Source organism: Streptomyces sp. NBC_00080, assembly GCF_045041255.1.
GTDB classification, from domain to species: Bacteria; Actinomycetota; Actinomycetes; order Streptomycetales; family Streptomycetaceae; genus Streptomyces; species Streptomyces coriariae.
The window spans coordinates 6,905,470-6,919,481 of record NZ_CP108235.1 but is presented as its reverse complement, the minus strand read 5'-3'; the positions used below and the strand labels follow the sequence as shown (position 1 = coordinate 6,919,481).

Genomic DNA, 14,012 nt, shown 5'->3' with positions numbered 1-14,012 from the left:
GGGGGACCCCCATCGTCAGGAACCGGCGCCCGGCCGATCCACGAGTTCCACCTGGTCCACGGCGTTGCACCAGCGGCACCGCACCGACTCGATGGTCTCACTGACCACCTCGCGCTCCTCGACCTTCGGCTCACCGGCGAGGTCGAGGTGCACGTACTCGACGACCTTCGACGAGCGCGTCACGTCGAACCGCGTGAGGTTGCCGCAGAGCGTGCAGCGCCACCGCGTCGCGGCGGTCGGCAGGGGAACCGTCATCGTGGCTATCCGCTTCCTTCTAGTGTCGTGCTTCCGGTTGCCGGGGACGGGCCGGAGGCTCCCCCGCGCGTATGGCTCGTAACCCTACGGCCTGGCGGGTACTCGCCGCCCATCCGTCCGCGGCGGCGAGGCGGTCCGGACGAGTGCGTCCGATTACGTCATGCTTTGTTCTCATGATCGGCGACTGGAACGGGACGGTCGGCAGGGTGGTCCGCAACCGCCCGGCGCCGGTGACCTACGCACTGATCGCCCTGTGCTGCCTGATCTTCCTGATCGGGCCCGCCTCGGGCTTCAATCCGGCGTACGGCTCCGGCGACGAGCTGCTGGCGGCACAGCGCGCCTATTTCCGGCGCTGGGGCGTGGTGCCAGGCGAGCTCTTCGAGGGCGCGCCACGGGCCGCCCTGACCCCGGCCACGGCCCTCTTCGTCCACGGCAGCTGGGTGCACCTGCTGGGCAACATGCTCTTCCTCTACGTCTTCGGGACGATGACCGAGGACCGGATGGGCCGCGTCGAGTTCACGCTCTTCTACCTCGGCTGCGGCTACCTGGCCCTGCTGGGCTACGCCGCCGCCAACGCCGAGTCGTCGCAGTCCCTGGTCGGCGCCTCCGGAGCGATCTCCGCGGTCCTCGGCGCGTTCTTGTACCTGTTCCCCCGGGCGCGGGTGACCAGTCTCCTGCCGTTCCTGTTCTTCCTGCCGCTGCGCTTCCCCGCATGGGTCGTGCTGCCCTTCTGGGCGGCCCTGCAGTGGGTGGCGGCGGGGCAGGCCGCCCAGGGGCCGGGGGTGGCCTATCTGGCGCACCTGGTGGGCTTCGGCCTGGGGCTCCTCTACGCGTGGGCCCGTTTCGGGAAGAAGCCGGGCCCGAAGGGCGGCCTCGAAGGGGCGGCGGCGGGTGACGGGCGGGCGACTAGAGTGAAGCCCGCCCCAGCTCCGGCCCCCGAGGGAGAGAACCAGCCGTGATCACCGCGATCGTCCTCATCAAGACCAGCGTGGACCGGATTCCCGAGATCGCGGAGCGGATCGCTTCGCTGGACTCCGTCAGCGAGGTCTTCTCCGTCACCGGGACGTACGACCTGATCGCCATGGTGCGGGTGAAGGAGCACGAGGACCTGGCGGAGGTCATCCCGGGCAGCATCAGCAAGATCCCCGGGGTGGAGGGCACGGACACGCACGTCGCCTTCCGCACCTACTCGCAGCACGACCTGGAGGCGGCGTTCGCGATCGGGCTGGACTCCTGACCGGCTGACCACCGCCTCCGGCGGACCGTCGCTCAGAGCGCGGGCACGCAGCGGCCGTCCTCCGTCCGGTACTGCCACCGCGCGCCCTCGCTCACCAGTTCGCGCACCGCGTTCACGAAGCGCTCCACGTGCTCGTCCGGGGTTCCCGCGCCGAAGCTCACCCGGATCGCGTTGAGGGACTTCTCGCCGGGAGCCGCCTCGGGGGCGCCGCACTCGCCCTGGGTCTGGGGGTCGCTGCCCAGCAGGGTGCGGACCAGGGGGTGGGCGCAGAAGAGGCCGTCGCGGACCCCGATGCCGTACTCGGCGGAGAGGGCGGCGGCGAAGTGGGAGCTGTTCCAGCCCTCGACGACGAAGGAGATCACGCCGACCCGCGGGGCGTCGTCGCCGAACAGGGACAGCACCTTGACCTGCGGGACCTCGGCCAGACCGGCCCGCACCTTCGCGATCAGGTACTCCTCCCGGGCGACCAGGCCGTCGAAGCCCGCCTCGGCGAGGGCCTTGCACGCCGAGGCGATGGAGTAGGCGCCGATCACGTTCGGGGAGCCGGCCTCGTGGCGGGCGGCGCTCTCGTGCCACTCCACGTCCACTCCCCCGTCCTCGCGCCGCGTGACCTTGCGGCTGGCGCCGCCGCCGGCGAGGTACGGGTCGGCCGCCACCAGCCAGTCGGCGCGGCCGGCCAGCACGCCGGCGCCGAAGGGCGCGTACAGCTTGTGACCGGAGAAGGCGACCCAGTCGACGTCGAGCTCCCGCACGGAGACCGGGTGGTGCGGGGCCAGCTGGGCCGCGTCCAGGACGATCCGGGCGCCGTGGGCGTGCGCGGCGGCCGCCAGCTCGCGTACCGGCCACAGCTCGCCGGTGACGTTCGAGGCGCCGGTGACACAGACCAGGGCCGGGCCGTGCGGGTCACGGTCGGCGAGGGCCCGCTCCAGCGTCTCGACGGCCTGGCGCGGGGTGCGCGGGGCGTCCAGGTAGGTGACCCGGGCGTCCTGCCAGGGCAGCAGCGAGGCGTGGTGCTCGGTCTCGAAGACGAAGACCTGGCAGCCGGCCGGGAGGGCGCGCGCCAGCAGGTTGAGGGAGTCCGTCGTCGAGCGGGTGAAGACCAGCTGGTCGTCGGGGCGGCAGTCCAGGAACTCGGTCACCGTCCTGCGGGCGTTCTCGAAGAGGTCCGTGGACAGCTGCGAGAGGTAGCCGGCCCCCCGGTGGACGCTGCCGTAGTAAGGGGCGTAGGCCGCCACGTCGTCCCAGACGCGCTGGAGGGCGGGGGCGCTGGCCGCGTAGTCGAGCGCCGCGTAGGTGACCTCGCCGCCCGTGACGAGCGGGACCGTGACATCCCGGCCGAGAACGGGCAGCGGCGCACAAACGGTACGGGCGGCGGCAGCGGTGGGGACAGACATGGCGAACTCCCGTGAGAGGCAAGGGGGGACCGCCGTGCGAGCGGACATGGCTCGAGCACGGAGGAAGGTGAAAGGGGTGTGCGGAGGCGGGGCTCTACGCCCTATCGCATTCGCTTGCTCACGGAAGGCTCCCTCGAACGACCAGGACCCCTGGCGGTACTCACTCAGAAGAGTGCGAGGGGTCCGCGCTTGCCGTAGACCTCGCTGCCTACGACCTGGTCCTCACCCGGGGCACCCCGCCACGGACGGAGGGTTGCCGGACAGTCGGCCGGGGCCTCATGACTGTCACTCATGACCTGATACAGGAAACTACGTGAAGTGATCGCCGTCCCGCAACCCGTGTCCGGATCGCGGGACGGCCGTCAGCGGTGGGGCGTCACGCCCGGGTGGCGGCGACCCAGCGGTCCAGCGCCCGCTTGGCCGCACCCGAGTCGATCGACTCGGCCGCCTTGTCCATGCCGTCGCGCAGTTGCCCGGCGAGGGTCCCGGAGCCCGGCTCCAGGGCCACCAGCGCCGCCGCCGAGTTCAGTAGCACGGCGTCCCGCACCGGGCCCTTCTCGCCCTCCAGAAGTCGGCGGGCGACCTCCGCGTTGTACGACGGGTCCCCGCCCCGCAGAGCCTCGACCGGGACCAGTTCGAGCCCGACGTCACGCGGGTCGAAGGTCTCCTCGGTGACCTTGCCGTCGCGGACGACCCACACATGGGAGGTGGCCGTCGTGGTCAGCTCGTCGAGGCCGTCGTCGCCCCGGAAGACCAGGGACGAGTTGCCGCGCTCGGCGAAGACGCCCGCGACGACCGGCGCCATCCGCGGGTCCGCGACCCCGACCGCCTGGGCCCGCACCTTGGCGGGGTTGGTCAGCGGGCCGAGCACGTTGAACACCGTGCGGATGCCCAGCTGGCCGCGCGCGGCGCCCACATGACGCAGCGCCGGGTGGAACTTGATCGCGAAGCAGAAGGTGATCCCGGCCTCCTGGGCCACCTCGGCCACCCGCCGCGGGGTCAGCTCCAGATTGACGCCGAGCTTCTCCAGGACGTCGGAGGCGCCGGACGCGGAGGACGCCGCCCGGTTGCCGTGCTTGACGACCGTGGCGCCCGAGCCGGCCACGACGATCGCCGACATCGTGGAGATGTTGACCGTCTTCGCGCCGTCGCCGCCGGTGCCGACGATGTCGACGGTCCGGCCGGGCACCTCGATCAGGTTGGCGTGCTCGTACATCGCCCGGACGAGCCCGTTGATCTCCGCGACGGTCTCGCCCTTGGCCCGCAGTGCCACCACGAACCCGGCGATCTGCGCGTCGGTCGCCTCGCCCCGCATGATCCGGTCCAGCGCCCAGAACGTGGCGTCGGCGTCCTGGTCGCGACCGTACAGCAGACCGTTCAGCACCTCGGGCCAGGAACGGCCCGCCGCGGTGTCGCCTCCAGCGGGGGTCACAGCGCTCATAGCCGCTCCTGCGTGTGTCGTCGTGTTCGTCTGGTACGTCGTGTGCCGTCGTGCACCTCGTGACAAGGTGCACCCCACCCTATCCAGCCCGTGGGCACGGCAAAGGGCCCCGTCCGAAGACCGGACGGGGCCCTTTCCCGTGGCGTGGCGACGCCTCAGCGATCAGTGGTGGCCGTGGCCGCTCGTGATCTCCTTGTACTCCTCCGCGGTGGGCTTCGGAATCTGCTGGTCCTCACCGAAGTACGCCCCGCTGATCTTGGCGCGGAGCTTCTCCTTGCCCTTCACCTTGCGCTCGACGCCGTTGTCGTCGACGGCGGCGCCGATCGCGGCCGGCTGGTACTGCTCGTGCGCCGTGAGGGTGTGCAGCTGCTCCTGGCTGAGCGGCTCGTGGATCTCGATGAACTCACCGTGCGGCAGGCGCTTGATGGTGCCGGTCTCTCGACCGTGCAGCACCTTGTCCCGGTCCCGGCGCTGGAGGCCGAGGCAGATCCGCTTGGTGACGATGTACGCGATGACCGGTCCGGCGATGAAGAAGATCCGGACGAACCAGGTGATCGAGTTGATCGACAGGTGGAGGTGGGTGGCCCACAGGTCGTTGCCACCACCGACCAGCATGATCATGTACATCGTGACCCAGGCGACGCCCAGCGCGGTGCGCGTCGGGGCGTTGCGCGGCCGGTCCAGGATGTGGTGCTCGCGCTTGTCGCCCGTGACCCACGACTCGATGAAGGGGTAGAGCGCGAGAATCGCGAGCAGGACACCGAACAGGAGCAGCGGGATGAACACGCCCAGGACCAGGGTGTGGCCCCAGATGTTGATCTCCCAGCCCGGCATGAAGCGGATCAGACCCTCGGCGAAGCCCATGTACCAGTCGGGCTGGGCGCCGGTGGACACCTGGTCCGGACGGTAGGGGCCCATGGCCCAGATCGGGTTGATCTGCGCGATGCCCGCGATGACCCCGATGACACCGAAGACCAGGAAGAAGAAGCCTCCGGCCTTGGCCATGTACACCGGCAGCAGCGGCATGCCGACGACGTTCTTGTTGCTCTTGCCGGGGCCCGCGAACTGCGTGTGCTTGTGGTAGAAGACCAGGATCAGGTGGCCGACCACCAGCCCGAGCATGATGCCCGGCAGCAGCAGGATGTGGATCGAGTAGAACCGCGCCACGAAGTCGTGGCCCGGGAACTCCCCGCCGAACAGGAACATCGAGATGTACGTGCCGACGATCGGCGTCGACAGGATCGCGCCCTGCGTGAAGCGGACACCGGTGCCGGAGAGCAGGTCGTCCGGGAGCGAGTAACCGGTGAAACCGGTGAACATGCCGAGGACGAACAGCAGGAAGCCGAACAGCCAGTTGACCTCACGCGGCTTGCGGAACGCGCCCGTGAAGAACACGCGCATCATGTGCACGAACATGCCGGCGAGGAAGATCAGCGCCGCCCAGTGGTGGATCTGCCGGATGAGCAGACCGCCGCGCACGTCGAAGGAGATGTGCAGGGTCGAGCTGAACGCCTCGGACATCAGCTGTCCCTGGAGCGGGACGTAGCTGCCGTGGTACTCCACCTCGTTCATCGACGGGTGGAAGAACAGCGTCAGGTACACACCCGTGAGGATGATGATGATGAAGCTGTAGAGGCAGATCTCACCCAGCATGAACGACCAGTGGTCGGGGAAGATCTTGCGCATGTTGGCCTTGGCCAGGGAGTAGATCCCCAGCCGACCGTCGGCCCAGTCGGCGATCCGCTCGCCCGCCGGAGCCTTCCCGCGTTCGCGGGACTCGTTGCTCTCGGTGTTCTCGTTCGTGCTCATCCGCGCTCCCAGAAAGCAGGACCGACGGGCTCTTCGAAGTCGCCGAGCGCCTCGAGATAGCCCTCGTCGTTCACACCGATGCGCAGCTGCGGCAGGGCGTGGCCGGCGGGGCCGAAGATCACTCGGGCACCGTCGGAGAGGTCGAAGGTGGACTGGTGGCAGGGGCACAGCACGTGGTGCGTCTGCTGCTCGTACAGCGAGATCGGGCAACCGACGTGGGTGCAGATCTTCGAGTACGCCACGATGCCCTGGTAGGACCAGTCGAGTTCCTGCTTGTCCTTGATGTTGTCCGGCTGGAGCCGGACGATCATCAGGGCCGCCTTGGCGATCTCGTTCTGGAACTCCTCGTCGTGCTCCTCCAGGCCCTCGGGCTTGGCGAAGGTGAGCGAACCGACGGCGACGTCCGAGGGACGCAGCGGCTCGTTCGTGTTCATGTTGACGAGCAGCTTGCCCTTGGCCCACAGCGTGTGACGCAGCTTGTCCTCGGGCAGCGGGCCGAGGTCGCGCAGCAGCACGACACCGGACAGCGGCACCAGGGTGAGCGCGCCGAACATCGTGTTGCGGATCAGCTTGCGACGGCCGAGCGCGGACTCCTTGGCACCCTGCTTGAAGTCCGCGTGGACCTTCGCACGGACCTCGGGGGGCGCGGCGATCGCGTGCCGCTCGTCGGCGACCTCCACGTCGGACATCAGGGTGCGGGCCCAGTGGACCGCGCCGGCGCCGATGGTGAACAGCGCCGTGCCCAGCGTCAGACCCAGCGCGAAGTTCAGCGCGCTGAGGTGGCCGATCGGGAACACGAAGATCGACTTGTCGGCGGGGATCGCCACGTACGAGGCGATGAAGCCGACCGTGGCGAGCATCGACAGCGTGAACAGGAAGGCGACCGCACGCTCGGACCGCTTGGCGGCCCGCTCGTCGATGTCCTGGATGCGATGCTCGTGAGGGGGCAGCCCCGGGTCCGCGAACGGGTTCTGCTCGTCCGCGACGCCTACGGCGCTGCCGTGTGCGTGGCCCTGCTCAGCGGGCAGGTTCTCTTCTGGAATGTCTTGGCTACTCATGACTTCTTGGCCTTTGCGGTCCGAGCGGCGACCCAGACGGCTACCGCGATCAGGGCACCGAGACCGAAGATCCACGCGAACAGGCCCTCACTGACCGGCCCGAGGCCGCCCAGCTCCAGACCACCGGGGTTGTTCGTCTCGTCGCTGTTGACCGCGTGCAGGTACGCGATGATGTCCTTCTTGTTCTGCTCCGACAGGGTGGTGTCGGGGAAGGAAGGCATGTTCTGCGGGCCGGTCTGCATGGCCTCGTAGATGTGCTTCGGGTCCACGCCCTCGAGGGTCGGAGCGTACTTGCCCTTGGTGAGGGCACCGCCCTTGCCGGTGAAGTTGTGGCACTGCGCGCAGTTGGTGCGGAACAGCTCGCCACCCTTGGCGATGTCCGCACCCTCCGGGCCGTACTCGGCGTCGGTCGGGACGGACGGGCCGGCGCCCAGGGAGGAGATGAACGCGGCGAGCTGGTCGATCTCGGCCTGCGTGTAGATGACCTTCTTCGAGGGCACCTGGGCGCCCTGGGAGGTAGCCGCGGGCATGCGCCCGGTGCCGACCTGGAAGTCGACGGCCGCGGCGCCCACGCCGACCAGGCTCGGGCCGTCGGAGGTCCCCTGACCGCCGGTGCCGTGGCAGCTTGCGCAGCCAACGGCGTAGAGCTTCTTGCCCTCGTCGATGGCGAGGGACTGGGCGGTGTCGTCTGCCTGCGCCTTGCTCGCGGGCGCAAACGCGGCGTACAGCCCCCCGGTAGCCGCCAGCGCGAGGAGTAGGACGACGAGCGCCGCCAGCGGATGGCGTCGTCGTGCGGAGAGCTTTTTCACGGATTACCCCGGTGTCAGGATCTTCTGCGTCGATGCTTGGGATGTGCGGGAGCGAGCGTGCCCGGCTACTTGATCATGTAGATCGTGGCGAAGAGGCCGATCCAGACGACGTCGACGAAGTGCCAGTAGTAGGACACGACGATGGCCGCGGTCGCCTGCTCGTGGGTGAACCTCTTGGCCGCGTAGGTGCGCCCGAGGACGAACAGGAAGGCGATGAGGCCGCCCGTCACGTGCATGCCATGGAAGCCGGTGGTCAGGTAGAACACCGAGCCGTACGGGTCGGAGGAGAGCGAGAGCCCGTCCTTCTTCACCAGCTCCGTGTACTCGAAGATCTGACCGCCGATGAAGATCGCACCCATGATGAAGGTGACGATGAACCACATCCTGAGCTTCTTCACGTCACCGCGCTCGGCGGCGAAGACGCCGAGCTGGCAGGTGAGCGAGGAGAGCACCAGGATCGTGGTGTTGGTGGCCGAGAACGGGAAGTTCAGGGCCTCGGCCATTTCCTTCCAGTGATCAGGACCCGTCACCGATCGCAGGGTGAAGTACATCGCGAAGAGGGCCGCGAAGAACATCAGCTCGGAACTCAGCCAGATGATGGTTCCGACACTGGTGAGGTTCGGCCGATTGACCGACGGGTGCGCGTGCCCGGTTTCTACTGTCGTTGCTGTCGCCACGACCGACATTATGTCGGTCCCTTATCCCGCCCTCACTCCGGGGGGTGCCGTTCGGAGTGTTCGCACCGTGTGTACTGCCCGTATGGCCCATCGAAGTGGTGTTCCAAGCGGTGTTGACGACGTGTTCAAGGGAGTAGCATCCGCGGCATCGGTTCTGTCCGTACGACGCTGATGTCACGGAGGAAGCATGCAGGCGACCGCCACGGTGCTGGTCTACAGCGACGACGCCAACACCCGCGAGCAGGTCCGGCTCGCGACCGGGCGCAGGCCCGCGCCGGACGTCCCCGTGGTGGAGTTCCTGGAGTGCGCGACGCCCGCGGCGGTGGTGCGAGAGCTGGACAGGGGCGGCGTCGACGTCGTCGTCCTGGACGGCGAGGCCGTGCCCATGGGCGGCATGGGGCTGTGCCGGCAGATCAAGGACGAGGTCTTCCGGTGCCCGCCGGTGCTCCTGCTCATCGGGCGGCCCCAGGACGCCTGGCTCGCCACCTGGAGCCGCGCTGACGCGGCTGTGACGCTGCCTGTGGAGCCCGTGGAGTTCGCTTCGGCCCTGGCGTCCCTGATGCGGCGCAAGAGCCTTACACAGAGCGCCTAGCGGGGGCACAGGGGCGTGGGTTCCCCGCGCCCCCGGCAGCCGTGCCCCCGGCAGTGCCTACACCGCGGCGGGCCGCAGTCTCGACGTGTCCTGCTCCGCCTTCTGCTTGCCGCCCGTCAGCGCGCTGCCCTTGGTCCACTTCTTCCAGTCCAGGTTCCAGTCGCCGAAGCCGTTGCCGAAGGTCTCCATCGTGTCGCCGTAGCTGTTGACGACCTGGACGACGTCGCCCTGGCGGATGTTGTCGAAGAACCACTCGGCGTTGCCCGTGCTCATGCCGGTGCAGCCGTGGCTGACGTTCGCGTACCCCTGGGAGCCCACGGACCAGGGGGCGGCGTGGACGTACTCGCCGCTCCAGGTGACGCGGGTGGCGTAGTACACGGGCAGGTCGTAGGACTCCGAGGAGCCCTCCGCGATACCGACGGAGGTGCCGCGCATCCGTACGAAGTACTCCTTGCCCAGGACGACCTTGACGCCGTTGCGGGTCTCGAAGCCGGGCTTGCCGGTGGTCACCGGGATCTGGTTGATCTCCTCGTTGTTCTTGAAGACCGTCATGGAGTGCGACGACGCGTCCGTGACGGCGATGACCCGGTCGCCGATCGTGAGCTTGAGGTCCTTCGTGGGACCGCCCCACAGCCGGTCGCTGATCTTGATGCCGTCCAGGTTGCTGTGCACCCGGAGGCTGGCGTGGGCCGGCCAGTACTCCTGCGGCCGGTAGTGGAGTTCCTTGTCGTCCACCCAGTGCCAGCCGCCCTGCACGGACGGCGTCGAGTCGACCTTGAGGGCGCGTTCGACGACGGCCCGCTGGGCGGGGTCCTTGATGGGCTGGTCCAGCTTGGCGGTGACGGGCTGGCCGACGCCGTACTCGCCCGCGTCGGGGCCGAACGCGACGCCCAGGCGCTTCTTGGAGGTGGGCTTGCCGGTGTCGAAGGTGAGCACCCGGCGGCCGGGGGCGCCGTCGTCGTCCTCGGTGCTCACGCGGACCGTGTAGTGGGCGTTCGCGGCCAGCGGCTCGGTGCTGTGCCAGCGGCTGCCGTCGGCGGCGAGTTCGCCCGCCACGTAACGGCCTGTGCCGTCCACGGCGGTGACGTCCGTGATGCGGTCGTCGTCCTCCGCGGTGACCTCCAGGGGCTTGTCCGGGTCGGACTTCTTCCCGTCGCCACCGAGGTTGTTGAAGGAGATCTGGTCCGTCGCGTCGTAGGGGCGCGCGGAGAGCGGGTTGCCGTCCGAGCCGCAGGCGCTTGCAACCGCGCCCAGGGCGATCACCAGCAGGGTGCAGCCCACGACGGTGCGAGGGCGGGGTTCGTGGCTCATGGCTTCACGCTAGGGAGCCGGGTCGGCCGCGGCGCGCTGAGTGACACGGACGGAGGAGCACCGTTGCGGCAAAAGCGTGAGCCCGGACCCTCCTGACGGAGTGTCCGGGCTCAGCCCGCGTTCAGTGCGTGCTACTGGGTGCGGCTCTCACCGCGGTAGTACTCGAAGACCCAGCCCCACAGACCGATGAGGATCAGCGGCAGCGAGAAGTACAGCAGCCACCAGCCGACAGCGACCCCCAGGAAGGCCAGGGCGCCGCCGATGCCCAGCGACAGCGGCTGCCAGCTGTGCGGGCTGAAGAAGCCCAGCTCGCCGGCGTCGTCCGCGACGTCCGCCTCCTTGTTGTCCTGCGCGCCCGCGTCGACCCGCCGGGCGGTGAAGCCCAGGTAGAAGCCGATCATGATGCACAGGCCGAAGGCCAGGAAGAGGGCCGTGGTACCGGCCGGCTCCTTCGACCACACGCCATAGACGATCGCCATGACGAGGACGAAGACGCTCAGCCAGACGAACATCTTGCCCTGGATCTTCACTTGCCGGCCTCCTTGCTGCCCGAGATGGCACTGGCACCGTGGCCGGCGTGCTCCAGCTGCTCGAGCGCGGCGATCTCGGGGTGGTGCAGGTCGAACGCCGGGGATTCGCTGCGGATCCGCGGCAGGGTGAGGAAGTTGTGGCGCGGCGGCGGGCAGGAGGTGGCCCACTCCAGGGAGCGGCCGTAGCCCCACGGGTCGTCGACGCCGACCGGCTTGCCGTACTTGGCGGTCTTCCACACGTTGTAGAAGAACGGCAGGACGGACAGACCGAGGACGAACGAGCTGATCGTCGAGATCGTGTTCAGGGCGGTGAAGCCGTCGGCCGCCAGGTAGTCGGCGTACCGACGCGGCATGCCCTCGGCGCCCAGCCAGTGCTGGACCAGGAAGGTGCCGTGGAAGCCGACGAACAGCGTCCAGAAGGTGATCTTGCCGAGGCGCTCGTCGAGCATCTTGCCGGTGAACTTCGGCCACCAGAAGTGGAAGCCGGAGAACATCGCGAAGACGACCGTGCCGAAGACGACGTAGTGGAAGTGCGCCACCACGAAGTACGAGTCGGACACGTGGAAGTCCATCGGCGGCGAGGCCAGGATGACGCCGGTCAGACCACCGAAGGTGAAGGTGATGAGGAAGCCCGTCGCCCACAGCATCGGTGTCTCGAAGGACAGTGAGCCCTTCCACATCGTTCCGATCCAGTTGAAGAACTTCACGCCCGTCGGCACGGCGATGAGGAACGTCATGAAGGAGAAGAACGGCAGCAGCACGCCACCCGTGACGTACATGTGGTGCGCCCACACCGTCACCGAGAGACCGGCGATCGAGATGGTGGCCGCGATCAGGCCCATGTAACCGAACATCGGCTTGCGGGAGAACACCGGGATCACTTCGGAGATGATCCCGAAGAACGGCAAGGCGATGATGTACACCTCTGGATGGCCGAAGAACCAGAAGAGGTGTTGCCACAGCAACGCGCCGCCGTTGGCCGCGTCGAAGACATGGGCACCGAACTTGCGGTCCGCCTCCAGGGCGAACAGCGCGGCCGCCAGGACCGGGAAGGCCAGCAGGACCAGGACACCGGTCAGCAGGACGTTCCAGGTGAAGATCGGCATCCGGAACATCGTCATGCCGGGCGCGCGCATGCAGATGATCGTGGTGATGAAGTTGACCGAGCCGAGGATGGTGCCGAAGCCGGAGAAGGCCAGACCCATGATCCACATGTCGGCGCCGATGCCCGGGCTGCGGACCGCGTCCGACAGTGGGGCGTAGGCGAACCAGCCGAAGTCGGCCGCACCCTGCGGGGTGAGGAAACCGGCGACGGCGATCAGCGAGCCGAACAGGTAGAGCCAGTAGGCGAACATGTTCAGCCGCGGGAAGGCGACGTCCGGCGCGCCGATCTGGAGCGGCATGATCCAGTTCGTGAAGCCGGCGAACAGCGGCGTCGCGAACATCAGCAGCATGATCGTGCCGTGCATCGTGAACGCTTGGTTGAACTGCTCGTTCGACATGATCTGCAAGCCCGGTCGGGCGAGCTCGGCGCGCATGAGGAGCGCCATGACGCCACCGATGCAGAAGAACGCGAACGACGTGACCAGGTACAACGTACCGATGGTCTTGTGGTCGGTGGTCGTCAGCCACTTCACCACGACGTTGCCGGGCTGCTTGCGCCTGACCGGCAGCTCGTTCTCGTACGAGTCCTCAGCTGCGGAGGCACCCTGGGGTTCGTTGAGGATGCTCACAGGTTGTTCGTCTCCCGGTTCTTCTCGTGGCTCGTCTGCTCGATGCCCGCGGGAACGTAACCGGTCTGCCCCTTCTTCACGAGGTCCTTGAGGTGCTGCTCGTAGCGCTCCTGGGAGACGACCTTCACGTTGAAGAGCATCCGGGAGTGGTCGACGCCGCAGAGTTCGGCGCACTTGCCCAGGTAGGTGCCCTCCTTGTTGGGGGTCACCTGGAAGGAGTTGGTGTGGCCCGGGATGACGTCCTGCTTCATCAGGAACGGCACCACCCAGAAGGAGTGGATGACGTCACGCGAGGTGAGGACGAAGCGGACCGTCTTGCCCTCAGGGAGCCAGAGGGTCGGGCCGGGGTTGTTGGTCTGCGGGTTCCGCTCACCGGGAGTACCGCAGGTGTAGACGCCGCCGGCGTTGTCGGGGAAGTCCGCCTTGAACCGGTCCGGGATCGCGGCCAGGTTCTTGTCGGTCTTCGCGTTCCCGTCGGAACCGTCGACGTTCTCGATGTAGTTGAAGCACCAGCTCCACTGGAAGCCGACCACGTTCACCGTGACATCGGGCTTCTTGTCGAGGCTCAGCAGCTTCGACTCGTCACGGGCCGTGAAATAGAACAGCACCGAGACGATGATGATCGGAACCACCGTGTACAGCGCCTCGATGGGCATGTTGTACCGGGTCTGCGGAGGAACTTCGACCTTGGTGCGGCTGCGCCGGTGGAAGAAAGCACTCCACAGGATCAGGCCCCACACCAGCACGCCGGTGGCCAGCGCGGCTGCCCATGATCCCTGCCACAGGGAGAGGATCCGCGGAGCCTCTTCTGTGACCGGGGTGGGCATACCAAGGCGGGGGAAGTCCTTGTATGTGCAACCGGTGGCGGTCGCCAGGACCAGGCCCGCGGTCATTGCCTGGAGCAGCTTCCGCCGCATCGGGCGCCGCGGCGAGCGGTCGGAGCCGTTGGGACTCACGTAGCGCCTTCCCGAGAGTCTCGCCCGCGCGGTTGGCTGCGGCCTGCCTTCTCGCGGGTCGGTCGCCGCCCTGCGTCGGGCAGGGGTTTGGATGTTTATGCGGACCAAACCCTAGCCGACGCCTTCCGGGGGTTCGCGGGGAGGGTGGCATACGCGCCGCGGGTCACCCCGAAGGGGTGGGATGAGCGTCTGATAGCGCCTAATAGCTCG

14 protein-coding genes and 1 riboswitch are annotated in these 14,012 nt (G+C 68.2%); of the genes, 3 read left to right on the top strand and 11 right to left on the bottom strand.

Annotation, left to right across the window (positions count from 1 at the left end; translation table 11 throughout):
* Window positions 1–15 precede the first annotated feature (15 nt).
* Complete coding sequence (locus OHU34_RS30755; protein WP_020129990.1) at window positions 16–255, bottom strand: hypothetical protein; 240 nt, start codon at window positions 253–255, stop codon at window positions 16–18.
* A 173-nt stretch (window positions 256–428) separates the two neighbouring features.
* Here OHU34_RS30755 and OHU34_RS30750 point away from each other — a divergent pair, with 173 nt between their 5' ends.
* Window positions 429–1,214 (top strand): rhomboid family intramembrane serine protease, encoded by a 786-nt coding sequence (locus OHU34_RS30750; protein ID WP_142263827.1) that lies wholly within the window; start codon window positions 429–431, stop codon window positions 1,212–1,214.
* Window positions 1,211–1,492 carry an Lrp/AsnC family transcriptional regulator gene (locus OHU34_RS30745; RefSeq protein ID WP_020129992.1) on the top strand — a complete coding sequence of 94 codons (282 nt, stop codon included), beginning with the start codon at window positions 1,211–1,213 and terminating at the stop codon, window positions 1,490–1,492. The genes OHU34_RS30750 and OHU34_RS30745 overlap by 4 nt, the downstream gene beginning before the upstream one ends.
* A 32-nt stretch (window positions 1,493–1,524) precedes the next feature.
* On the opposite strand, the gene OHU34_RS30740 is transcribed toward OHU34_RS30745, so the two are convergent.
* The 6 genes from OHU34_RS30740 to OHU34_RS30715 form a co-directional block, all read right to left on the bottom strand.
* Window positions 1,525–2,886, bottom strand: a complete 1,362-nt coding sequence (locus OHU34_RS30740) for an aminotransferase class V-fold PLP-dependent enzyme (protein WP_142263828.1) — start codon at window positions 2,884–2,886, stop codon at window positions 1,525–1,527.
* Between the two features lie 180 nt (window positions 2,887–3,066).
* Window positions 3,067–3,183, bottom strand: a riboswitch (SAM riboswitch).
* Window positions 3,184–3,262: 79 nt separating this feature from the next.
* Window positions 3,263–4,327, bottom strand: a complete 1,065-nt coding sequence (trpD, locus tag OHU34_RS30735) for an anthranilate phosphoribosyltransferase (protein ID WP_142263829.1) — start codon at window positions 4,325–4,327, stop codon at window positions 3,263–3,265.
* A gap of 162 nt (window positions 4,328–4,489) precedes the next feature.
* Window positions 4,490–6,136 carry a cytochrome bc complex cytochrome b subunit gene (locus tag OHU34_RS30730; protein WP_142263830.1) on the bottom strand — a complete coding sequence of 549 codons (1,647 nt, stop codon included), beginning with the start codon at window positions 6,134–6,136 and terminating at the stop codon, window positions 4,490–4,492.
* Window positions 6,133–7,194 carry a ubiquinol-cytochrome c reductase iron-sulfur subunit gene (locus tag OHU34_RS30725; RefSeq protein ID WP_020129996.1) on the bottom strand — a complete coding sequence of 354 codons (1,062 nt, stop codon included), beginning with the start codon at window positions 7,192–7,194 and terminating at the stop codon, window positions 6,133–6,135. Before OHU34_RS30725 ends, OHU34_RS30730 begins: the two co-directional genes overlap by 4 nt.
* Complete coding sequence (locus OHU34_RS30720) at window positions 7,191–8,003, bottom strand: c-type cytochrome (protein WP_020129997.1); 813 nt, start codon at window positions 8,001–8,003, stop codon at window positions 7,191–7,193. Before OHU34_RS30720 ends, OHU34_RS30725 begins: the two co-directional genes overlap by 4 nt.
* Window positions 8,004–8,068: 65 nt before the next feature.
* Entirely contained in the window at window positions 8,069–8,689 is a 621-nt protein-coding gene (locus tag OHU34_RS30715) for a heme-copper oxidase subunit III (protein WP_020129998.1), read from the bottom strand.
* A 178-nt stretch (window positions 8,690–8,867) separates the two neighbouring features.
* On the opposite strand from OHU34_RS30715, the gene OHU34_RS30710 reads away from it, so the two are divergent.
* Window positions 8,868–9,272, top strand: coding sequence for a response regulator transcription factor (locus tag OHU34_RS30710; RefSeq protein ID WP_020129999.1), 405 nt, complete (start codon window positions 8,868–8,870; stop codon window positions 9,270–9,272).
* A 57-nt stretch (window positions 9,273–9,329) separates the two neighbouring features.
* Here OHU34_RS30710 and OHU34_RS30705 read toward each other — a convergent pair whose 3' ends face one another.
* From OHU34_RS30705 to coxB, 4 genes are all read right to left on the bottom strand, one after another.
* Window positions 9,330–10,583, bottom strand: a complete 1,254-nt coding sequence (locus OHU34_RS30705) for an Ig-like domain-containing protein (protein WP_142263831.1) — start codon at window positions 10,581–10,583, stop codon at window positions 9,330–9,332.
* 131 nt (window positions 10,584–10,714) lie between these two features.
* Window positions 10,715–11,113, bottom strand: coding sequence for a cytochrome c oxidase subunit 4 (locus OHU34_RS30700; RefSeq protein WP_020130001.1), 399 nt, complete (start codon window positions 11,111–11,113; stop codon window positions 10,715–10,717).
* The gene (ctaD, locus tag OHU34_RS30695; protein WP_054242816.1) at window positions 11,110–12,846 is read right to left on the bottom strand and encodes a cytochrome c oxidase subunit I; all 1,737 of its coding nucleotides are present in this window, start codon (window positions 12,844–12,846) and stop codon (window positions 11,110–11,112) included. The genes OHU34_RS30700 and ctaD overlap by 4 nt, the downstream gene beginning before the upstream one ends.
* Window positions 12,843–13,802 carry a cytochrome c oxidase subunit II gene (gene coxB, locus OHU34_RS30690; protein WP_020130003.1) on the bottom strand — a complete coding sequence of 320 codons (960 nt, stop codon included), beginning with the start codon at window positions 13,800–13,802 and terminating at the stop codon, window positions 12,843–12,845. The genes ctaD and coxB overlap by 4 nt, the downstream gene beginning before the upstream one ends.
* Window positions 13,803–14,012 lie beyond the last annotated feature (210 nt).

Excerpts from the sequence above, each read along its gene's own strand:
- OHU34_RS30755 (WP_020129990.1), bottom strand. The coding sequence starts at position 255 with ATGACGGTTCCCCTGCCGACCGCCGCGACGCGGTGGCGCTGCACGCTC.
- OHU34_RS30750 (WP_142263827.1), top strand. The coding sequence starts at position 429 with ATGATCGGCGACTGGAACGGGACGGTCGGCAGGGTGGTCCGCAACCGC.
- OHU34_RS30740 (WP_142263828.1), bottom strand. The coding sequence starts at position 2,886 with ATGTCTGTCCCCACCGCTGCCGCCGCCCGTACCGTTTGTGCGCCGCTG.
- trpD (WP_142263829.1), bottom strand. The coding sequence starts at position 4,327 with ATGAGCGCTGTGACCCCCGCTGGAGGCGACACCGCGGCGGGCCGTTCC.
- OHU34_RS30730 (WP_142263830.1), bottom strand. The coding sequence starts at position 6,136 with ATGAGCACGAACGAGAACACCGAGAGCAACGAGTCCCGCGAACGCGGG.
- OHU34_RS30725 (WP_020129996.1), bottom strand. The coding sequence starts at position 7,194 with ATGAGTAGCCAAGACATTCCAGAAGAGAACCTGCCCGCTGAGCAGGGC.
- OHU34_RS30715 (WP_020129998.1), bottom strand. The coding sequence starts at position 8,689 with ATGTCGGTCGTGGCGACAGCAACGACAGTAGAAACCGGGCACGCGCAC.
- OHU34_RS30710 (WP_020129999.1), top strand. The coding sequence starts at position 8,868 with ATGCAGGCGACCGCCACGGTGCTGGTCTACAGCGACGACGCCAACACC.
- OHU34_RS30705 (WP_142263831.1), bottom strand. The coding sequence starts at position 10,583 with ATGAGCCACGAACCCCGCCCTCGCACCGTCGTGGGCTGCACCCTGCTG.